General features: G+C 45.0%; 16 protein-coding genes and 2 pseudogenes. 14 read left to right on the top strand and 4 right to left on the bottom strand.

All coding sequences use genetic code 11. The annotated features are described in order from the left end of the window. Nucleotides 1–33: 33 nt before the first annotated feature. Genes folD through F972_RS00125 form a run of 5 tightly spaced genes read left to right on the top strand, consistent with a single transcriptional unit; the run spans nt 34 to nt 6,134 of the window. Nucleotides 34–933: a bifunctional methylenetetrahydrofolate dehydrogenase/methenyltetrahydrofolate cyclohydrolase FolD gene (gene folD, locus F972_RS00145; protein WP_004762801.1), complete on the top strand. Its 900-nt coding sequence runs from the start codon at nt 34–36 to the stop codon at nt 931–933. 38 nt (nt 934–971) lie between these two features. Then, nucleotides 972–2,210, top strand: a complete 1,239-nt coding sequence (locus tag F972_RS00140) for an FAD-dependent oxidoreductase (RefSeq protein WP_004704294.1) — start codon at nt 972–974, stop codon at nt 2,208–2,210. A gap of 11 nt (nt 2,211–2,221) precedes the next feature. Beyond that, the gene (locus F972_RS00135; RefSeq protein WP_004704293.1) at nt 2,222–2,557 is read left to right on the top strand and encodes a sarcosine oxidase subunit delta; all 336 of its coding nucleotides are present in this window, start codon (nt 2,222–2,224) and stop codon (nt 2,555–2,557) included. Further along, complete coding sequence (locus F972_RS00130) at nt 2,554–5,466, top strand: glycine cleavage T C-terminal barrel domain-containing protein (RefSeq protein WP_004762798.1); 2,913 nt, start codon at nt 2,554–2,556, stop codon at nt 5,464–5,466. Before F972_RS00135 ends, F972_RS00130 begins: the two co-directional genes overlap by 4 nt. Nucleotides 5,467–5,468: 2 nt before the next feature. Next, nucleotides 5,469–6,134 carry a sarcosine oxidase subunit gamma gene (locus F972_RS00125; protein WP_004762797.1) on the top strand — a complete coding sequence of 222 codons (666 nt, stop codon included), beginning with the start codon at nt 5,469–5,471 and terminating at the stop codon, nt 6,132–6,134. 640 nt (nt 6,135–6,774) lie between these two features. Here the strand turns inward: F972_RS00125 and F972_RS00120 are convergent. The 3 genes from F972_RS00120 to F972_RS00110 all read right to left on the bottom strand — a co-directional run bounded on the left by F972_RS00120 (nt 6,775) and on the right by F972_RS00110 (nt 10,720). Further along, nucleotides 6,775–8,088: an ammonium transporter gene (locus F972_RS00120; RefSeq protein ID WP_004762796.1), complete on the bottom strand. Its 1,314-nt coding sequence runs from the start codon at nt 8,086–8,088 to the stop codon at nt 6,775–6,777. Nucleotides 8,089–8,503: 415 nt separating this feature from the next. Beyond that, nucleotides 8,504–9,817, bottom strand: coding sequence for an ammonium transporter (locus tag F972_RS00115; protein ID WP_004762795.1), 1,314 nt, complete (start codon nt 9,815–9,817; stop codon nt 8,504–8,506). Between the two features lie 303 nt (nt 9,818–10,120). Further along, nucleotides 10,121–10,720 carry a helix-turn-helix domain-containing protein gene (locus tag F972_RS00110; RefSeq protein WP_004762794.1) on the bottom strand — a complete coding sequence of 200 codons (600 nt, stop codon included), beginning with the start codon at nt 10,718–10,720 and terminating at the stop codon, nt 10,121–10,123. Between the two features lie 294 nt (nt 10,721–11,014). Between F972_RS00110 and glnT the strand changes: the two genes are divergently transcribed. From glnT to F972_RS16500, 5 genes and pseudogenes are all read left to right on the top strand, one after another. Next, nucleotides 11,015–12,412 (top strand): type III glutamate--ammonia ligase, encoded by a 1,398-nt coding sequence (gene glnT / locus F972_RS00100; protein ID WP_004762793.1) that lies wholly within the window; start codon nt 11,015–11,017, stop codon nt 12,410–12,412. A gap of 67 nt (nt 12,413–12,479) precedes the next feature. Beyond that, nucleotides 12,480–13,394, top strand: coding sequence for a class II glutamine amidotransferase (locus F972_RS00095; protein ID WP_004762792.1), 915 nt, complete (start codon nt 12,480–12,482; stop codon nt 13,392–13,394). A gap of 33 nt (nt 13,395–13,427) precedes the next feature. Continuing rightward, complete coding sequence (locus F972_RS00090; protein ID WP_004762791.1) at nt 13,428–14,153, top strand: GltB/FmdC/FwdC-like GXGXG domain-containing protein; 726 nt, start codon at nt 13,428–13,430, stop codon at nt 14,151–14,153. Between the two features lie 27 nt (nt 14,154–14,180). Then, nucleotides 14,181–15,515: an FMN-binding glutamate synthase family protein gene (locus F972_RS00085; protein WP_004762790.1), complete on the top strand. Its 1,335-nt coding sequence runs from the start codon at nt 14,181–14,183 to the stop codon at nt 15,513–15,515. Between the two features lie 334 nt (nt 15,516–15,849). Beyond that, nucleotides 15,850–15,951, top strand: a pseudogene (locus F972_RS16500) (integrase core domain-containing protein); the annotation flags it as partial. A 95-nt stretch (nt 15,952–16,046) separates the two neighbouring features. On the opposite strand, the gene F972_RS00080 reads toward F972_RS16500, so the two are convergent. Next, nucleotides 16,047–16,796 carry a metallophosphoesterase family protein gene (locus F972_RS00080; protein WP_004762789.1) on the bottom strand — a complete coding sequence of 250 codons (750 nt, stop codon included), beginning with the start codon at nt 16,794–16,796 and terminating at the stop codon, nt 16,047–16,049. Nucleotides 16,797–17,378: 582 nt separating this feature from the next. Here F972_RS00080 and F972_RS00075 point away from each other — a divergent pair. The 4 genes and pseudogenes from F972_RS00075 to F972_RS00060 all read left to right on the top strand — a co-directional run bounded on the left by F972_RS00075 (nt 17,379) and on the right by F972_RS00060 (nt 22,310). Beyond that, entirely contained in the window at nt 17,379–18,824 is a 1,446-nt protein-coding gene (locus F972_RS00075) for a hypothetical protein (RefSeq protein WP_004762788.1), read from the top strand. A gap of 193 nt (nt 18,825–19,017) precedes the next feature. Then, a pseudogene (locus F972_RS00070) lies at nt 19,018–19,239 on the top strand (type II toxin-antitoxin system RelE family toxin); the annotation flags it as partial. A gap of 309 nt (nt 19,240–19,548) precedes the next feature. Continuing rightward, entirely contained in the window at nt 19,549–21,099 is a 1,551-nt protein-coding gene (locus tag F972_RS00065; RefSeq protein WP_004762787.1) for a type I restriction-modification system subunit M, read from the top strand. Further along, complete coding sequence (locus tag F972_RS00060) at nt 21,096–22,310, top strand: restriction endonuclease subunit S (RefSeq protein ID WP_004762786.1); 1,215 nt, start codon at nt 21,096–21,098, stop codon at nt 22,308–22,310. Before F972_RS00065 ends, F972_RS00060 begins: the two co-directional genes overlap by 4 nt. Nucleotides 22,311–22,348 lie beyond the last annotated feature (38 nt).

Below are 22,348 nucleotides of genomic sequence, written 5' to 3'. Positions count from 1 at the left end.
ATTCCTTAATGATGACCGTACGGTGGTATTTAAATGAACATAGCCATTCAAGAACATTCACAGCCGCTGATTATTGACGGCAAAGCAACTGCACAAACCGTTTTGGACGAGATCAAAAGCGAAGTACAGCAGATGAAAGCACAAGGTATTGAGCCTTGCCTTGCCGTAGTCCTGGTCGGGGATGATCCGGCCAGTCATGTCTATGTGCGTAACAAGGTTGAAAAAGCGCTGTATGTCGGCATCCGCTCACTGGAATACCGCATGTCAGCAGATACAGATGCTGACACACTGCTGCAGAAAATTGATGAACTGAATGCAGATGACACCGTGCATGGCATCCTGGTGCAGCTGCCATTGCCGGCACATATTGATGAAACAGCAGTGTTGCAGCGCATTCATCCGCTTAAGGATGTTGACGGTTTTCACAGTGAAAATGTCGGTGGTCTGAGTCAGGGCCGAGAGGTGTTAACCCCATGTACACCGACCGGCTGTATTCGCCTGCTCAAAGACACTCTGGGGCCGGATCTGTCCGGACTGCATGCTGTGGTGGTGGGCCGTTCCAACATTGTCGGCAAGCCGATGGCAGCGCTGCTATTAAAAGAAAGTTGCACCGTCAGCATTGTCCATTCACGCACCCAGAATATTCGCGACATTTGTAAAAATGCGGACATTCTGGTGGCAGCGGTCGGTAGGCCGAAAATGATCGATGCATCCTATTTAAAACCGGGTGCGGTGGTCATTGATGTGGGTATTAACCGCATTCAGGAAAACGGCAAAAACCGTCTGGTCGGAGATGTCGATTATGACGATGTGCTGTCTGTGGTCAAAGCCATCACGCCTGTTCCGGGCGGTGTCGGTCCCATGACCATTGCCTACCTGATGAAAAATACCCTTGATGCTGCGCGTATGCAGGCAAACATTTTTAAAAAATAAGCTAGCGGCATTGGAAAAGATGCCTTGGAGAAGAAATCATGCCACTTGGTTTGCTCAAATACGGATTAAGCAGTGAATATCCTGTTGAAGTTGATTTGCCTCCACCGAAGGAGCTGAAATCACACTATGACGTAGTGATTATTGGCGCTGGCGGGCATGGTTTGGCAATCGCATATTATCTTGCAAAATATCAAGGCATCACCAATGTTGCTGTGCTGGAAAAATCCTATCTTGGCGGTGGTAATACGGCGCGCAATACTGCGGTGATCCGTTCCAACTATCTGACCTCAGAAGGGGTGAAGTTCTATTCAGAATCGGTTGATTTATTTAAAAACCTGTCCAATGAATTTGACTTCAACATCATGTATTCAGAGCGCGGCCAGCTGACTTTGGCGCATACCGATTCTACTGTGCGTGCCTTCCGCCAGCGTGCCGAAGTGAACAAGCATTTTGGTGGTCGTACCGAAATGATTGACCGCCAGCAAATTAAGGAGCTGGTACCGTGTCTGAATCTTGATCCCGCGCATTTGCCGGTTCTGGCAGGACTCTGGCATATGGATGGTGCCACAGCGCGGCATGATGCTGTGGCCTGGGGCTATGCCAAGGAAGCGGCGAAACGCGGCGTGGAAATCCACCAGCTGACTGAAGTACAGGATTTTGTGACTGAAAAAAACCAGGTCACGGCGGTAAAAACCAACCGCGGCAGCATCAAGTGTGGCTGCGTGGTACAGGCGATTGCCGGTGCTTCCAGCATTTTAATGAACAAGCTGCATATCAAGTCGCCGATTCATACCTTCCCGCTGCAGGCCATGGTGTCCCAGCCGTTTAAACCGTTTATCAATCCTTTGGTCAGCTCGTCTGCTTTGCATTGTTATGTGCAGCAAACCAGCCGCGGTGAAATTGTCTTTGGTGGCGGTTCAGACCCTTATCCGCTGTACAACACCCGCTCTACCCTGGATTTAAAAGAAAGCCTGCTGGCTCATGCTATTGAAATGTTTCCGTTTATGGCCAATGTCAAACTCATGCGCCAATGGGCGGGCATGACCGACATGACGCCTGACTACAGCCCGATTATGGGCAAATCGCCTTATGACAATTATTACCTGGATGCAGGCTGGGGCACGTGGGGCTTTAAATCCACCCCGATCTGTGGCAAGACCATGGCGGAACTTGTGGCGACTGGCCGTACGCCGGATCTGATCAAGCCATTTGAATTGTCGCGTTTCAGCCGCTTCCAGCAAGTCAATGAAATGGGCGCCACTGCGGCGAGCCATTAAGGAGTAAACCCATGAAAATAATGATTTGTCCTTTAAATGGTCCAAGAAATATCAGTGAATTTAGTTATGGCGGTGAGCTGAAAACCATGCCGGACCAGAACACCTGCAGCAATGAAGAATGGGCAGATTATGTGTTCAATAAAAGCAATATTGCCGGTGTGGTACTGGAATGGTGGATGCATACCCCAAGCAGTTATTGGTTTATTGCCGAGCGCCATACAGTGAGCGATGAAATTCTGCGTACCTTTGATGCCAAGGAAATGTTTAGCCAGCGCATCGATTTTGAAAATCCGCCAGCTACAGAAAAAACGGCAGAACAGGCTGCTAAACAGGAGGTATCCGCATGAGCAATCTAGATTTAAACCGACTGCCTTTGCCGTATGGCATTTTGATTGACCGCAACCAGCCTGTGACTTTTCAGTTTGATCAGCAGACTTTTCAGGGCTATGCGGGCGACAGTATTGCCAGTGCCTTGATTGCCAATCAGCGCTGGATTATGTCGCGCTCTTTTAAATACCACCGTCCGCGTGCACCTTTAACCATGGCGGGACAAGATGCCAATACACTGATTCAATTGCCGCAGGAGCCGAATGTACTGGCAGATAGCACCGAGATTGCAGCGCATCTGTCGGCAATGGGGCAAAACTATGCTGGCTCGTTAATGAAAGACAGCGATGCGTTTTTAGGCAAATTCTCAAAATTTATGCCTGTCGGCTTCTATTACCGCTCATTCTACAAGCCTAAAGGGGTCTGGAAGCTGTGGGAGACCATGATCCGTAAAAAAGCCGGGCTGGGGGTGCTGGATCTGAATTTTCAGCCTGAATACTATGACAAAGCCTATCTATTTACAGATATTGCCATTATTGGTGCAGGTCCGGCCGGCTTGCAGGCAGCGTTGACTGCCGCGAATGCCGGTATGAAAGTGTTGTTAATCGAACAGGATAAAATACTGGGTGGCAGCCTGCATTATGCGCGTTTTGATGCCGAAGGCAAAAAAGCCGCTGCATGTGCAGCCAAACTGATTGCGCAAGTAGAACAGCATGAAAACATTAATGTGCTGAAACAAGCCATTTGTAATGCCTGGTTTACCGATCATTATTTACCTGTCATTCAAGGCAAGCGCATGTATAAAGTCCGTGCAAAGCAATGCATTGTGGCCAGTGGCAGTTTTGACCAGCCGGTGGTGTTCCGCAACAACGACTTGCCTGGAGTGCTGTTGACCAGTGCCGTACAACGTCTGGTCAAACTGTATGGGGTACGGCCCGGCCAGAAAACGGTTATTTTAACCGGTAACGATGACGGCTATCTGGCTGCTCTAGATCTGGCCGAAGCCGGTATCTCTGTGGCTGCCCTGGTCGACATGCGCGTGGGTGCAGAAGATCCCGCTTTGCAAAAAGCGGTTGAACTACACCACATTCCGGTCTATCTCAGCAGTACCGTGTATGAAGCCTTGCAAAGCAAGGACATGCAGCATCTGACCGGAGTCGATATACGTAGTATTGTTGCAGAAGGCCAGGTGGGTACACACAGCAAGAAAATTGATTGTGATGTGCTGGCCATGTCATCCGGTTATATGCCGGTGTACCAGCTGCTGTGTCAAGCCGGTGCCAAACTGAACTATAACGACAAAAAGGCACAGTTCAGCATTTCCGGTTTACCTCAGGGATTGCACATTAGCGGCTCTGTTGCCGGTGTGCATCAGCTGGACAATGTTCTGCATGATGCAGTGCAAACCGCCACGGATGCAGTGAATGCCATTTTGGGAAATGCTGCTACAGCAGCGAAAAAACCTGTTGTCGAAGCAGCGGTGAATTTCCCATGGCCAATTTTCGCGCATCCTAAAGGCAAAGAATTTGTCGATTATGATGAAGACCTGCAAATCCGCGACATTATTAATGCCACCAAATCGGGCTACCGTGATGTACAGCTGGTCAAGCGTTTTTCTACTGTGGGTATGGGACCTTCTCAAGGCCGTCATTCAGCCTTGCCTACTGCGCGTCTCGTGGCAAAATATACAGACCGCACAGTGAGCGAAACCGGGGTGACGACCGCCCGTCCACCGTTCACTGCAGAAAAATTGGCGCATATTGCGGGACGCGGTTTTGATCCTTTCCGTCAGACCGCCATGCATCAACGCCATATTGAGGCCGGTGCACAAATGATGCCGGCAGGCAACTGGCAGCGTCCGGCCTATTATGGTGACGTCTCTGGCCGTTTGCAGCATATTGAAAACGAAGTGCGCAATGTACGTCAGAATGTCGGCATGATTGATGTATCTACTTTAGGCGGATTAGATCTTCGCGGGCCTGACAGCGGCGAGTTCCTCAACCGATTATATACCTTTGGTTTTGTAAAATTACCGGTGGGTAAAACCCGTTATGCAGTCATGACTGCCGAAGATGGCGTGGTGATAGACGATGGTGTTGCCGGGCGTTTAAGTGAAAACCACTTTTATGTTACCGCAACCACCAGTGGGGTAGACCGCATTTACCAGCAAATGCTGAAATGGAATGCGCAGTGGCGCTTAAATGTCGATATAGCCAATGTCACGTCGGCATTTGCGGCGGTGAATATTGCCGGTCCGAATTCCCGAAAAGTGCTGCAAAAGGTCTGTCAGGACGTGGACTTCAGTGCAGCAGCATTTCCCTACCTGGGTTTGCGCACCGGAACCATTCAGGGCATTGCTGTGCGTATCTTGCGCGTTGGCTTTGTAGGCGAATTGGGCTATGAAATTCACTTCCCTGCACGTTATGGCGAGTTCATGTGGGATCTGCTGATGCAGGCGGGTCAAGAGTTCTCCATGAAGCCTTTTGGGGTGGAAAGCCAGCGACTACTGCGTTTGGAAAAGGGTCATATCATTATCAGTCAGGATACCGATGGCATGTCGCATCCTAAAGAAGTGGACTTAGGCTGGGCTGTAGCGAAAAGCAAGCCATGGTTCGTGGGCAAGCGTTCCATTGCCATTTTGGAACAGCAGCCCATGAAACGCAAATTGGTGTCCTTTGTGCTGGACAAACAGCAGCAGAAACCGCTGGAAGGCCATATTGTGCTGGATGGCGACAAAATTACAGGAAACGTAACTTCGTGTGAATATTCACCCACTCTGGACCAAATTATTGGCATGGCGTATGTCGGTATCGAGCAAAGCGCAGTAGGCCAACAGTTCCAAATTCGTGTAGAAAAAGGTGCAAGTGTCTACGCTACAGTAGTAAAAGCGCCTTTCTATGACCCTAATAATGCCCGTCAGGAGATCTGATTATGAGTATTTTACCTCAAGCGGAACGCAGTCCTATTCAAAAAACCTGTGCGGCCTATCAGTCTTATGGCGCAGGACGCTTGTTTCTTGCAGGCGGTGAGTCCCAGCACATTCAGCAATGTGCAGTGGTGGATTTAACCAATATGCCACGCGTCGGTTTCCGGGGAACCGACAGTGCCAGCTATTTAACTGCAGCGGGTTTTACATTGCCGGATGCACCCAATCGATTGTGTCATCAGGCCAATGGCAGCATTGTGGCACGGCTGTCTGCGACCGAATATTTAGTGCTGGGTGCAATGCAGGATTTTGGTGAAAGTGTAGCCGCACTGGAGCAGAGCTGGGAGCTGAGTGACCGCGCCAACTATCTGCTGCCGCGTCAGGATAGCCATGCCTGGATTCAGCTGACCGGGCAATCTGTGGCTTTCATCATGGCTAAGCTGTGTGCCGTCGATTTGTCCGCAGAAGCTTTTGCTGCAGGTCAGATTGCACAGACCTCGGTGGCGCGCATTAATGCTGTGGTGATGAATGTCAGCGATGCCCAGGCGCCGAAATTCAATCTCTTGTGTGACCGGGCTTCTGCACTGTATTTGTGGAATGTCCTGCTGGATGCCATTGCAGAATTTGATGGTCAGGCTGTCGGTATTGACGGGCTACTCAGCATGGCATAAATAACAATTCTGTTTTCCCCCAACTGTAATCCCCCTGAATGGCTGTTAGCGTAAGCTGGCAGCCATTTGCTTTATGCCCTAGAGTCAGGACAGCAATCAACCTTTATCATAAGAGCGTACAGCCGCCAATTCCAGCGCTATGCTTTTAAGCATTCACCATTTCCTAAAGCATCGTTTTGATCAAGAAAAAAATTAAATGCTTCAAAGTAATAGGACGAAATCCGCCGTTTGTTCTTGCCACCATGGCTACATGATCGCGCTACCCAGTTTCTTTATAATGATGACCCTGTATAGATAATTATCCTTATGGTTTTTTTGGGAATGTTCAGCAACCTATAGGGATAGAGCACTCGGCATTCGATCATACAATCTCAAAGACGTATTGTTGGAAAATGACCTAAAGGAAGCCGTCAGCAAGCTATCCATCCCTGTTTTGCCCATGAGAGAATGAGCGAGGAGCGTACCAGTTTAACCCGTTGACAGGGCACTCAGCAGTTAAAATCCGCAGATGGACAGTAGCGGGATTTAATCCGCAAAGGGCAGCATAGCCATGTATGCAAATGATGCAAAGCGATGTTGATCCCAAGCCGCCATAAAAAAACAAGGGCCAAAGCCCTTGTTACTTGATTTTCCACGGCCTTTAATTATAGGCACGTTCGTTATGATCACTGACATCCAGGCCTTGTTGTTCCTGTTCTGCCGTGACACGTAGCCCCACGGTTTTATCAATGATTTTCAGCAAGATCCAGCTCAAGATGCCGACATAGGCAAAGGTCATCGCAATACTGGCCAGTTGTGCCAAGAATTGCGGGAGCAGGGAAATGCCTTCAACATTGCCGCCCAACTCGGGGATACAGAAAATACTGGTCAGCAGGCAGCCAACCATACCGCCAATGCCATGTAATGAAAATACATCCAGCGCGTCGTCTACGCCGAGCTTTTTCTTTAGTATCATAATCGCGTAATAGCTGGCCATACTGGTGAGCAGGCCAATCACAATTGCACCAAAAGGGCCAACATAAGCGGCCGCCGGGGTAATGCCCACCAAGCCGCCAATGGCACCTGAAGCCAGACCAAAGGCTGTGACATGGCCGGAATACATTTTTTCAGCAAACATCCAGCCGACAATACCACCGCAGGTTGCCAGCATGGTGGTCATGAAAATCAGTGCGGCTGAAGAATTGATGGCCAGAGCCGAACCCACGTTAAAACCGAACCAGCCGGCCCAGAGCAATGCTGCGCCAATCATCACAAATACTACATTGTGCGGCGGCATCGGCGTAGCAGGCCAGCCCTTGCGTTTGCCCACCACCATGGCACCAACAAATGCCGTGACCCCGGCGGCAATATGTACGGCAGTACCGCCGGCAAAGTCTAATACTCCCCAGTTATGGAATAATGCGCCTTTGCCACCCCATACCATATGGGCCATGGGGCCATAGACCAGTACTATCCACAGAGATGAAAAAATAACCGTTGCCCGGAATTTCATTCTTTCCGCAAAGCCACCCAGTGCAATACACGGCGTGATCATGGCAAAGGTCATCAGGAACACAATCAAGATATATTCAGGAATGCCACCTGCCAGACTTTCTGCCGTGATGCCTTTCAGCATCAGTTTATCCAGGCCACCGACAATGCTGTTCAGGTTATAAACGCCTTCTTGCATATTGGTGGTATCGGTTGCCAGACTATATACCCCGGCCACCCATAAAATGCCGACAATCCCGGCAATCGCAAAAAACTGGGTAAATAACGACAGGATATTTTTGGCGCGGACCATACCGCCATAAAACAGCGCAAGTCCTGGAATAAACATCAGCAGGACAATAACAATAGAAACCATGAGCCATACAGTAGCAGGTCCATCAATCGTTCCCTCAGCTGCAAAAACTGCGCTAGGCGACAGCAGTACACTCAGCATGAGTAACTTCTTCACATTGTTCATTATCATGAATTGCTCCTGAATCTCATGAATATGGATTTACATTAGCTTGACCATTTTTTTGGTGGGAATTGGTATTACTAAAGGGAATATTTCTTTCATGATTCAAGATGCAATTCTTATACCAATAGTCTTTAATTAATAATTATTTTATTATTTTTCAAGTATATATTTTTACTTAATTTGCGGTTAAACGATCTATCATAATCATTTTCAAGCTAGGGCGTCTATATCTCAAAAGAAGTAGTCCTTTAGCTATGGTCAGCTGTTTTCACCCCGGAAAAGCAGATGGAAACTGCCACTCTCGGCATTGTATTTGCAAAAATAAAAGCAAATGCCCTAAAGCATTTGCTTGGTGAAGTTGAAGAATTTTAAATGGACTAAAATGAAGTTTTAATTTATCAACTGAAAGCGGGCTGCGGCGTTAATTATTATATGCACGTTCGTTGTGATCGCTGACATCCAGACCGCGCTCTTCCTGTTCCGGGGTTACACGTAAACCGATGGTCTTATCGACGAACTTCATAATCAGCCAGGTCAGCACGCCACAATAAATTACGGTGAGTACAATACTGCCTGCCTGTGCAGCCAACTGGTTCAGCAGGGAAATGTCGGCCACTTTGCCGCCCAGTTGCGGGATGCAGAAAATACCGGTAAGCATACAGCCGACCATGCCGCCTATGCCATGCAGGGCAAAGACATCCAGGGCATCATCAACCCCCATTTTATGCTTCAGCTTAGTCACGGCATAGAAACAGCAGATGGCGGTGATAAAGCCGATCGCCAACGCACCAAAAGGTCCGACATAAGCCGCTGCAGGGGTAATGCCCACCAGTCCGCCAATCGCACCTGAAGCCAGGCCCAAAGCCGTGACATGCTGGGTATACATTTTTTCAATCACCATCCAGCCTAAGATGCCGCCGCAGGTCGCCACCATGGTGGTCATCATGGCAATGGTGGCCGATGCATTGACCGCGAATGCAGAACCGACGTTAAAGCCGAACCAGCCTACCCATAAAAATGCTGCGCCGATCATGGTATAGACCACATTGTGCGGGGGAACGGGTGAAGCTGGCCAGCCTTTACGCTTGCCTAATACGATTGCGCCGACTAAGGCGGCAATGCCGGCATTAATATGCACCGCGGTACCGCCAGCAAAGTCCAAAACTCCCCAGGTGTGCATGATTGCCCCTTCACCGCCCCAAACCATATGGGTCATTGGTCCATATACCAAAACCAGCCATAGAGCAGAAAACAACACCACTGCACCAAACTTCATGCGTTCAGCAAAAGCACCTATGGCCAGACAGGGGGTAATGATTGCGAAGGTCATGCCAAAAATAATCAGAATATATTCAGGTACACCGCCCAGCAGAGTATTTTCATCAATACCCACCAGAAAGGCCTTATTTAAACTGCCGACAAAGCTGTAGAGATTGGTTACCCCCGCTTGCATATGGGTTTTGTCTGCACTCATGCTATAGACCACAGTCAGCCACAGTACACAAACCACGCCTGCTACAGCAAAAAACTGGGTATAAATGGACAGAATATTTTTGGCGCGGACCATACCGCCATAAAACAGTGCTAAGCCGGGAACAAACATCAGCAGTACCAGCAGTGTCGACAGCATCATCCATACGGTGGAGACGCTATCCAGATCGGTTTCTCCTGCAAAGGCCAAGCCAGGCAGCAGCAGGCTTGCTGCGACAATTCTTTTTAAATGATTTACCCACATAGGTTGTACTCCGAATTTTTTACTAGGCTGTAAAGATCAATATCCCAAAATCAATGCGTTGCAATAATATATTCTTATTGGGAATATTTATTTATTTTTAAGCAAAGCAATTCTTATACCAGAGTTGAATTTTGATCTCTGCAACAGCCGAGGACTGTTGTCGTAAAGGAGGGGGGCTGTTGAGAGGGAGAAGGGGCTATAAGGATAGGGCAAGATAAACTTTGATACGCTACCGCACAGTTTATTCGAAGCGTATAAACAAAAAAGATGGCACGGCCATCTTTTGATAAAAACAGGGCCGCTTTATTCGGTCTGGTTATCTCCATAGTTCACCATGGAGATCAAACGGATGGGAACTTTAATCAGTTGTTCTGGGCCATGTGGAATTTCACCATCTAAAGTCAAGCAGTCGCCTGGCTGCATATGAAACATTTCATCGCCATGACGGTACATGATTTCGCCTTCAATCAGATACAGCATCTCTGTTCCCGGGTGGGCAAAGGTGGGAAATTCTTCGCTGGCATCATCCATGCTGACCAAATAGGCTTCAAAGTTTTTGCGCGGCCCACGGGAATGGGTCAGCAGGTGATATGTATGCCCTTTTTCGGTACCGCGACGCACCACTTCCATCCCTTCGCCTGATTTCACAATCATTGCCCGGCTTTCCTGATGGTCATATTGACTGAATAAGGTGGATAAGGGGATTCCCAGTACTTCACATAGGCGGCTTAGCGTTTCAAGGCTGGTCGAGACTTGGGCATTCTCAATTTTACTCAGCATACCCTGACTGATTTCAGCGGTCTGCGCGACTTCCGCCAGTTTCAAGCCCTGTTCCTGACGGCAGCGTTTGATTTGAATGCCAATGTACTGTTCCAGTTTAAGGCTGTTCTTGTTTTGTCTCATTATGGATCAACTCGCACTGTTTTGACTCTAAATCCTGCTGACTCTTAATCAAAATTAAAAAGCAGCCCCGATGTGGAATGAAAGTATTATTTTATGAAACTTTTATTCTCATTAGGAATATTAAGGCTTTTAGGCCCCAAGCACAAATTTTTTAACCGATCTAAAAAAGTTGGCAAGAGAATTGCTTTCTCTTTAAGAAATAAAATTTCTTCTGCTGAATAATACATTGAATCAAATATCTGTGCATTATTCGAGCCAAATATCATTTTTTGTCATATCGGGAGTATGTCAAATATGTTCCAGCAGGCCATCGTAAAAGAGTTCTTTGAAGAAGAACAGGACATCATTAGCAAGCCCAAGTACCGTGCAGAAGTACAGAAAGTCATTGATGATCATCAATTAAAATATGTATTGGCTCAGTTTGTCGATATTCACGGGTCAGCAAAAACAAAATCCGTACCGATTTCGGGTCTCAAAGCCATTGAAGGTGCAGGGGTAGGTTTTGCCGGTTTTGCCATTTCAGGTATGGGGATGCAGCCGCATGGTCCAGACTTTATGGTGAAAGGTGATTTATCTTCTTTAACCCCAGTACCCTGGCAGCCGGGTTATGGCCGTGTGGTCTGTGAGGGCTATGTCAACGGCAAACCGCATCCCTACGATTCTCGCTATGTATTGCGCAAGCAAGTTGAGCGTCTGTCGGCTAAAGGCTGGACCCTGAATACCGGCCTGGAACCTGAATTCAGCTTGTTCCGCCGTGGTGAAGACGGCAAACTGAAAGCAGTCGATGAGTCAGACAATCTGGACAAGCCCTGCTATGACTATAAAGGCTTATCCCGTTCACGCCAGTTCCTGGAACGGATTACCGAGGCGTTAATTCCAGTCGGTTTTGATATTTACCAAATTGACCACGAAGATGCAAATGGCCAGTTTGAGATTAACTATACCTATAGTGATGCCATGAACTCGGCGGACATGTTCACCTTCTTCCGTATGGCAGCAGGCGAAATTGCCAATGATTTGGGTATTGTCTGTTCGTTTATGCCCAAGCCAGACCCGAAACGTGCCGGCAATGGCATGCATTTCCACCTGTCCATAGGCAGTGCAGAATCCAGCAACCTATTTAATGATGACAGTGATCCGCAAGGCATGGGCCTGTCAAAAATGGCCTATCACTTTATTGCCGGGCTGCTTGAACATGGTCCGGCCCTGTGTGCCTTCTGTGCCCCAACTGTGAACTCATACAAACGTCTGGTGGTGGGTCGCTCCCTTTCAGGTTCGACCTGGGCTCCGGCATTTATTGCCTATGGTTCAAATAATCGCTCTGCCATGGTTCGTATTCCTTATGGCCGTATTGAACTGCGCTTGCCGGATGCCGGTTGCAATCCCTACTTGGTTTCGGCAGCCATTATTGCTGCCGGCTTAGACGGTATTGAACGTGAACTGACTCCGCCACCTGCATGCAATGAAAACCTGTATACCTTGAGTTTGGAAGAAATTGCTGCACGCGGTATTGGCACCCTGCCTCAATCCCTGAAAGAAGCTGTCGAGGCTCTAAAAGCAGATCCGCTGTTTAGAGAAAAACTCGGTGCTGAAATCGTTGACGAATTCATCCAGCAAAAAAGCATGGAATGGGTTGAATACAGCCGCCATGTTTCAGATTGGGAAATTCAGCGTTATACCGAATTTTTCTAAACCTTATTTTCACCCCCATAGCGTCCTTAGGACATGAATTAAAAAGAGCATTTAGCGGAGAACAATTATGTGCGGAATCGTAGGCTTATACTTAAAAAATCCAGCTTTGGAATCACAACTCGGCAAACTGTTTGAACCGATGCTGGAGTCGATGACCGGGCGTGGTCCTGACAGCGCAGGCTTTGCCATTTATGGTGACGAAGTATCTGAGGGCTGGGTCAAACTTACCTTGCAGTCGGTTGAAGATGAATTTGATTGGTCTGCATTTGCAGAAGCACTGAAAGCTGAACTGAACACCGACATGGACTGGTTCCAAAATGCCACGGCTGCAGTCATTAAAGCAAAATCTGATGAACAAACAGTGCGCGCGGCAATTGGAAAAATTGCCCCACAGCTCAAGATCATGAGTGTCGGTCAAAGCATCGAAATTCTTAAAGGCATGGGTTTGCCGGTCGAAATTTCTGAGCGTTTTGGTTTGGCGAATATGAAAGGCAGTCACATTATCGGTCATACCCGGATGGCCACTGAAAGTGCAGTGACCATGGAAGGCAGTCATCCATTTTCTACCGGCACTGATTTATGTTTAGTGCATAACGGTTCTCTGTCTAATCATTCCCGTTTACGCCAGGAGTTAAAACGTGAAGGCATCAGCTTTGAAACAGATAATGATACCGAAGTGGCTGCAGGTTATCTGACTTGGCGTTTACAGCAAGGGGATTCCTTGGCAGAAGCACTGAACAACGCATTGGACGATCTGGACGGTTTCTTTACCTTCGCGATTGGCACCAAAAACGGTTTTGCCGTGATCCGCGATCCGATTGCCTGCAAACCGGCGGTGTTGGCGGAAACCGATGACTATGTAGCCATGGCTTCCGAATATCAAGCCTTGGCGTCATTGCCGAATATTGACAAAGCCAAGGTCTGGGAGCCAGAACCAGCCACCTTATATGTTTGGCAACGCAGTGCAGATCAAGCCGCCTAAGAATAACCCAGAATAGAAAACAGGAATAACCCTATGAATACAGCATTTGCAGAAAAAATCAGCACTTCAATTTTAAAAGATGAATTTGATTTAAACGTAGACAGCATCCGTGATTTAAACCAGGCCCTGCATAGCAAAGAACTGACCGATAGCATTGTGGACTGGAAAGTCAGCAATCCAGGCGGCCAGCATAATATTGCGGTTGGCATTAAAGCCCCTGTGAATGTCACCATTGACGGCCATGCTGGATATTACTGCGCTGGCATGAATCAAGAAGCTCATGTCATCGTCAATGGCAATGTTGGGGTGGGCGTAGCTGAAAATATGATGTCAGGTTCAGTGCATATCAAAGGCAATGCCTCTCAAGCAGCAGGTGCAACAGCGCATGGCGGTCTGCTGGTCATTGAAGGGGATGCTGGAGCACGCTGCGGCATTTCAATGAAAGGCGTCGATATTGTGGTAGGCGGCAGTATTGGACACATGAGCTGCTTTATGGGGCAGGCTGGCCGTCTGGTGGTTTGCGGTGATGCAGGCGATGCGCTGGGCGACTCACTGTATGAAACCAGAATTTATGTCAAAGGTGCGGTGAAGTCTCTCGGTTCAGACTGTATTGAAAAAGAAATGCGTCAGGAACATCTGGCAGAACTGGCAGAACTGCTGTCTAAAGCCGGATTTGATGAAGATCCCGCTTCTTTCAAACGTTACGGTTCGGCACGCCAACTGTACAACTTCAAAGTCGACAATGCATCTGCATACTAATCAAGCGTAATAATGGAGCAATCAATCATGACTCAAACTATCCAAGAATTTGAACCCGTGTTACGTGAATCTGCAACGTTTGACCGTTTAACCATTCAAGAAATCCAGCGTGCAGCGGCAACCGGCATCTATGACATCCGTGGCGGTGGTACCAAGCGTAAAGTGCCGCACTTTGATGATTTGCTGCTGCTCGGTGCAAGCATGTCACGTTACCCACTGGAAGGCTACCGTGAAAAATGCGGTACCGATGTGGTACTGGGTACACGTTTTGCCAAAAAACCGATTCATTTAAAAATTCCTGTAACAATTGCCGGCATGAGCTTTGGTGCATTATCTGCCAACGCCAAAGAATCTTTAGGCCGCGGCGCGTCTATGGTTGGCACATCCACCACCACCGGTGACGGTGGCATGACTCCTGAAGAACGTGGTCATTCAGAAACATTGGTGTATCAATATTTGCCATCGCGCTACGGTATGAACCCTGACGATTTGCGTAAAGCAGATGCGATTGAAATCGTACTCGGACAAGGTGCGAAACCCGGCGGTGGCGGTATGCTGCTGGGCATGAAAGTGACAGAACGTGTGGCAGGTATGCGTACTTTACCAGTCGGTGTCGATCAGCGCAGTGCCTGTCGTCATCCGGACTGGACGGGTCCAGATGACTTGGCAATTAAAATTGCCGAAATCCGTGAAATCACCGATTGGGAAAAGCCAATCTATGTCAAAATCGGGGCCAGCCGTCCGTATTATGACGTAAAACTGGCGGTGAAAGCGGGTGCAGATGTGATCGTGCTGGATGGTATGCAAGGCGGTACCGCAGCGACCCAGGAAGTGTTTATTGAGCACGTCGGTATTCCTATTCTTCCTGCCATTCCGCAAGCGGTACAAGCCTTACAGGAAATGGGCATGCACCGTAAGGTTCAGCTGATTGTTTCTGGCGGTATCCGCACAGGTGCCGATGTGGCAAAAGCGATGGCCTTGGGAGCAGATGCAGTAGCGATTGGTACGGCAGCGCTGATTGCGCTCGGAGATAACCATCCGCGTCTAGACAAAGAACTGAAAGAAATCGGTTCAGCGGCGGGTTATTATGATGACTGGCAAAATGGCCGTGACCCGGCGGGGATTACGACTCAGGATCCAGAACTGTCCAAACGCCTTGATCCGATTGAAGGTGGACGCCATTTGGCCAATTACCTGCGTGTTTTGGTCTTGGAAGCACAAACCATGGCACGTGCCTGCGGTAAATCGCATTTGCATAACTTGGATCCGGAAGATCTGGTGGCACTGAATGTCGAGGCGGCGGCAATGGCTCGTGTACCGCTTGCAGGAACCAACTGGATTCCAGGTCAAACGCAGTATTAATACACCCTTATCAGATGGAGATGCATCATCTCCATCTGATGATCTCATCGATAACCTGATTTAAATCTTCCAAGGTTGCTGAAATTTATTAGATTAAATCTTGTTTTAAATATTTTATTTTTAATAAATACAATTATATAGACAAATTTTTGCTCAATCAGGTCATTTACAATGATCTTGGTCCATTCATTTTAAAATACAAATTTTCCAAAATTTAGTGGCTTTGTTGCATAAATATGTAAGCATCTGATTTAAAAAAATTTAATTTTGGATCAAAAAATAATCAAAACTTTTAAAATCATATAGTTATGAAATCTTTGTGCAACAAAGCCCTTTGGATGAAGTACAAGATTATGCAACAAACTGGTTGTGGCATTACAACCATGAAAGACCACATCAAGCTAACAAAGGAAAGCCACCTCTAATGGCTGCTTAACCTCTACTTTTAACTTCGGTTATTTATAGGAGGATTACCCTATAGGTTATATGATATTGAAGTTAGTTTAGATTATTTCAATACGAGTATGATACTTAAATTTCTATGATCAAATTTTCTCTAAACCCATTTTTTCCTTGCTCCTGAGGATACCCTAAAGGGTTGATCACTAATCTGCATCCATCGACTACAGTATCAATTGATGTATGCGTATGTCCTGAAATCCATAACTTAAAGCCTTTGACATCTAAATCATTAATAAAATAGGGGTTAAGGGCTGATGCAACAGGGTGCTTACCCCAATAAGGATCAAGACAAGCTAAATGCGGTGGAAAATGCGTAATAACGATCACATGATCTTGGCCTTTAAACTGCATAATATTTTGATGATATTTTTTAAATAGTTTTATGTAGTCATTAGTAGTTATAGTTCGGTTATCACTGCCAAACATGATTTGATCAAAATCGGAAATCGATTGTTCAGCATATTTTTGGGACTGTAAAAGTATCTCTGGAGATGTAAGTGGTGAGTTAGAGCGAAAGTTCGTAAACAGCGTGCCACCTACAAATATTTTATCTTGTATTTTGATATGGTTATCATCAAGTAGTGTATTTTCAGGGTAATTTTCTTTCAAAAAATCTACGACTGAACTGTAGTTAGAGCTGTAGTAATCATGATTGCCCAAAACAAAGATAAATTTTTTATTCAGCGTTTTACATTTTTCGGCAAACTCAATTGCACCACTTAAACGATTAGAAAAATCCCCAGCGTGGATAATGACGTCAGCTTCATCTGATAATGAATATTTCGAATTGTGAGTATCCGATAAAATTTGCAGTTTCAATCTACTTCCTTTATTAAATCACGCTGCTTAAATATATAGAATTTCATTGCGATCAGTTTACAGCAACTAGATATTGTAGAAATTATAAGATACAAATCTGTAATCCTAAGCTTCTAAAAATATAGGTAATTATTTTTTTAATTAACTGGTTAAATATTAATCATAAAATTTGACCAATTGAATTTATGCACATAAGATAAAGATGTTACAGCAAAATCTGTAACCAGGCGTGGAAACCTGTTACTCAACGAACTAAAGAGTCGCTTTTAGTGGCTCTTTTGTGTTTACATGGCGCTTTTATGGTAAGCCAAGTAGGGCAGTCTTTGACTGGCCGTTTCGTTGAGCGGTATTTCCACACCCTATTTGGTTTGCCTCCATCTCGTGGAAAGGATGTTGGCAAACGACAAACTATCAACGAGGTTTAAAATGCGTCTTTATACTATCTCTATCTGTTTTTTCTCTAGCAAAAAGATACTTCTGAGTTAATGAGTATTTAATTCATTTATCACTGATTTTAATTTTAATTACTTCTAATTTCGTAATCTCACGAGATCTAGAGAAGTATTGCCTAGAGAAAATAAAATGGCCCGTACTAAGCTTTTAACCAATATTATTCAAAGAAAAATGATGTTGCTTGACGAAATGTCGCATTCAAATCAACACCAAAATTTTGAAATATCACTTTATGATTTCGCACAGCATGAGATCTTAGAAAAATTATATAAGGCAGACAATCAACGTTCCACAGAATGTTGGAACCCTGATGAAATTGAGGAGTTTATTCTAGATTGTTTGAATGATCGTAATGTCAATTTATGCATTCGCTATTGGAGGGATGTTGCTGGCAATATTTATATCATCGACGGTGGGCATAGGATTTCAATTATTTATGCTTGGATCAAAAGATTCTTTATTGATGAGCAGGTAATAGGAGCTCCGAAATTCACGCCGTCACAAAAGCGAGATATTCGTCAGATTCGTCATCGATTAGGTGGATTAGCTGATTTTCAAGAGTTATGTAGTGATTCTGAGTTTCAGCAAAAATTAAAATCAACCAAAATTAATTTTATTGAAGTAATTGGGACACCTGAGGAGGCTCGGAAAGCCTTTTGTTCGATTAACTCAGATACGAAACGGTTAGATCCAGATGAGGAGTATCATTTACAGAATAGGGGGAGTGATGCTTTTTATGTGATTTATGCGTGTTGTTACATAAACGATAATAAATCCAACTTAGCTGAACTGAATTACGAGCGGATAAATGAAGTAATCGCTTTAGGTGAGCAAATTCACGATCATCTTTTTAAGATGATACTTTTAGAGCCAGATTTAGCACACGGTAAAAAAATAGGCCTAGTCAATGAACTCCTAAATATGATGTTTGGTGATGCTTGTCAGAATACTATCAGTATAGACCAAGGTCAGCGTGTAGAAAATTTAATACTAAAGCTCAGAGTTGTGCTGTGTCGTATCGCTACACCAGAAATTAGCATTGGTATTCCAAGTTTAGGTTTACACCCGAAACTATATTTTTATAAAGATAATCGATTTCAAGTTACATCCTTTTTGGCCTGGTTCTCTATCGTCTTTGAAATTGAAGAAGGCAGTTTTGAAATACAGAATAAGAAGTTAGATTTTATTGGTTTTACCCGAGCACGCCGTAGTGTTGAAAGTTTAATTGAAAAAATTCCTGTGGCGATCAAAGAAACTGTAGGTAAGTTTGGTAGCGGAATCAGATCACATGAGCGATTGAAGAACGTGTATCAAGCCTTTATCTGTATTGGACTAAATATGGATTTAGATTTTGAAGATGAAGTTTGTTTGAACACCGTCATTCTTTCGATGAGTCAATCATTTGATTATATTAATTTTAACGATTTTTACCTTGAACGTTTTGGTGGCGATTATGATGAAAGCATTGTTGATAATGTTGTGAGCTTTGTGAAATCAGTAAGACTAACAAAGAAGAAAAAACCTCTAAATTTTTCACTCGCGACCAAAAGAAATCTTTATCAACGTGAGGAATAACACTAAATATAAAAAAAGTGGAAGAATAATTTACTAAGTTATTGTTTTTATGTTTATGCTTGTTTTATATGTGTATGAGAATAACTTCTGATTACTAGTTTTTACCTGAAATATACCGATTGAAAGATTCTGATATGTGCTGAAAAAACAGGAGGTTTTAAATTGGTAAACTATACATACTCATCATGATTTTAAGCAGCCATTGAAGAAGAAGTTGATCAAGGTTTTGGAGAATCCTCGCATTCCCAAAAACAAGCTGTCAGGACATCCTAATCGCTACAAGATCAAACTTCGCAGCATTAGTTATCGTTTGGTTTATGAAGTCATTGATGATGAAGTAGTTGTCCTCGTGATTGCTGTAGGCAGACGTGAAAACAATGCTGTCTATGATGATGCCAACTCTCGTCATTCATAAATGATGTAATGCCCATAAGCTGATAGTGTCTATGAAAACACTCAAAGTAGGTAAGTTTCAGTAACATACTCATCTTATTCGGTAACGACAGTCAGTTTCCTGTCCGAGCTGAACCTAGTAAGAGTAAAGGTGGCGGTAATCCTATTATATCTGAGCAATACAAAGCCAATCCCTCGAAATTTAAGTATTACGATAATTTCGGTATCTCAAAGATATACGACAAGTAATGTCGACGTGCTACTTACTTACTCATGTGCTTGTTGGTAGTATTGCCTTAATGAAAATACCTGCATAATCATAGGATTCAATATGGCTCGTGCTCCAAAGAAAGAAACCAAACAAGAACCCTTAGAGGTTGTGTTATGGAAGACAGCAGACAAACTTCGCAAGAACATTGATGCTGCAGAGTACAAGCATGTTGTCCTTGGTTTAATCTTCCTCAAATACATCAGCGACACTTTTGAAGCACACTACAATTTACTGGTTTCAGGTGAAGGTGAATTTGATGGAGCTGATCCTGAAGATCGTGATGAATACACTGCATACAACGTGTTCTTCGTCCCTGAGAATGCACGTTGGTCTTACCTGTTAAACCAAGCCAAACAGCCTAACATTGGCAAGCTCGTCGATGATGCAATGGAAGCCATCGAGAATGACAACCCTCAATTGAAAGGTGTACTTCCTAAAGTCTATGCACGTCAGAATCTCGATCCTACGAGTTTAGGTGAGCTAATTGACATGATTGGTACCATTGCTCTAGGTGATGCTAAATCACGCTCTGCTGACGTTCTAGGGCACGTATTTGAGTACTTCCTGGGTGAGTTCGCTTTAGCTGAAGGTAAGCAAGGCGGGCAGTTCTACACACCTAAATCCATTGTTAGTCTGTTGGTCAATATGCTTGAACCATACAAAGGACGTGTATTCGATCCTTGCTGTGGTTCGGGTGGTATGTTCGTTCAGTCTGAGAAGTTCGTAGAGTCGCATCAGGGCTTGGTAGATGACATCTCCATCTATGGTCAAGAAAGTAACCAGACCACTTGGCGTTTGGCTAAGATGAACTTAGCCATTCGTGGCATTAACTCAGAGCATGTGAAATGGAACTCTGAGGGTTCATTCCTGAATGACGCACACAAAGATCTAAAAGCCGATTACATCATTGCCAATCCACCATTCAACGTCTCTGACTGGAGTGGTGAACAGTTGGTTGGTGATGCTCGTTGGTCATTGGGAACACCACCTGCAGGTAATGCGAACTTCGCATGGATGCAGCACTTCTTGTATCACATGAGTCCTAAAGGTCAGGCAGGTGTAGTCCTTGCAAAAGGTGCGCTTACTTCTAAGACCAGCGGTGAAGGTGAGATTCGTAAAGCCTTGGTTTCAGAAACCAATGTCATTGACTGTATTGTGAACCTACCTGCCAAGTTGTTCCTCAACACACAGATTCCTGCCGCTTTATGGTTCATGCGTCGTGACCGTGTTGGTTCAACGAAGTACAAAGACCGCAGCAATGAGATCCTGTTCATTGATGCTCGTAACTTAGGTCATCTGATTAACCGCAGAACCAAAGTACTGTCTGATGAAGATCTCAAGCTGATCACTGACACTTACCACAATTGGAGAAACCAAGATGGTGAGTATGAGGATGTTGCAGGCTTCTGTGCATCTGTACCACTTGAGAAAGTGGCTGAACTTGACTATGTGCTGACACCAGGTCGTTATGTTGGTTTAGCGGATGATGAAGATGAGTTCGACTTTAAGGAACGATTCACTAGCCTAAAAGCAGAGTTTGAGGCTCAGCTTTTAGAGGAAGCTAGGCTCAATCAAGCCATTGCTGAGAACTTGGCAAAGGTGTTGGTATGAGTGAATGGAGTAAAGTGTGTCTTGGTGAATTGATCAAGGTAAAGCACGGTTTTGCTTTTCCTGGTCAATTTATCACCTCTGAAATGACAGACCGTATTTTGGTAACACCTGGGAATTTTTGTATAGGTGGTGGTTTTAAACAGGGTAAGTTTAAATACTTTTCTAGCCATGATTATCCTGCCGAGTATCAATTTTTAGGCGCTGAATTAATTGTCACCATGACTGATTTGAGTAAAGAAACTGATACGTTAGGATATTCAGCAGTTGTTCCAAGTGATGGGAAAGTTTATCTTCATAATCAACGAGTTGGTTTGATTGAGCCTATAAGTGATCAATCCTGTTTAGAGTTCGTTTATTGGTTGATGAGGTGGAGAGATTATCAGGAGTTTATTGTGAACTCTGCTAGTGGTACATCTGTTATGCACACATCTCCAAGTAGAATTTGTGAATTCGAGTTTGAATTACCACCTCTCCCCGAACAAAAAGCCATCGCCTCTGTCCTTTCATCATTAGATGACAAGATTGACTTACTGCATCGTCAGAACAAGACCTTGGAAGCCATGGCTGAAACACTGTTTCGTCATTGGTTTATTGAGGAAGCGAAAGAGGATTGGGAGGAAGTACACGTTAAGGATTTTGTCACCTTAAATAAAGCTTCTGTCAGCAAAGATTACCCTTATAATGAAATAGCTTATCTAGATACAGGTTCCTTAACTAAGGGGCTTATAAGCGAATTACAAGCTTATCAGTTACAGGAAGCTCCAAGTCGAGCCAAACGATTGGTTCGGCATAATGACATACTGATTTCTACTGTGCGCCCAAACCAATGTCATTATGGTATTGTCAGTCAACCTAAGGATAACCTCGTAGTATCAACAGGATTCTGTACGATTACTTGTGAATCCATTTCACCTTATTTTGTGTATTTGTTGCTTACAAATACAGAGATGACCGAATATCTGCATAGTATTGCTGAGGGGTCTACTTCAACCTATCCATCTTTGAAACCTGAAGATATTGGTTCAGTAACCTTCCAAATGCCACCTAAAGGATTACTACAACAATTTCATAAGTTAGCAGAAAGCTATTGGCAGAAAATTCATAGTAATCACAAGCAAATCCAAACACTAGAAAACCTAAGAGACACGCTTCTACCAAAGCTTATGAGTGGTGAAGTCAGAGTCCAATACCAAACAGAAGAAGTTGCATAACATTAAGGTGGAGTCATTTGATGGCTTCACCTTTTTTA

The sequence above is a fragment of the Acinetobacter sp. CIP 102529 genome (assembly GCF_000368325.1).
In the GTDB taxonomy this organism is placed as follows: Bacteria; Pseudomonadota; Gammaproteobacteria; order Pseudomonadales; family Moraxellaceae; genus Acinetobacter; species Acinetobacter parvus.
The sequence above is the reverse complement of the archived record's forward strand: the minus strand, read 5'-3'. Positions and strand labels throughout refer to the sequence as shown.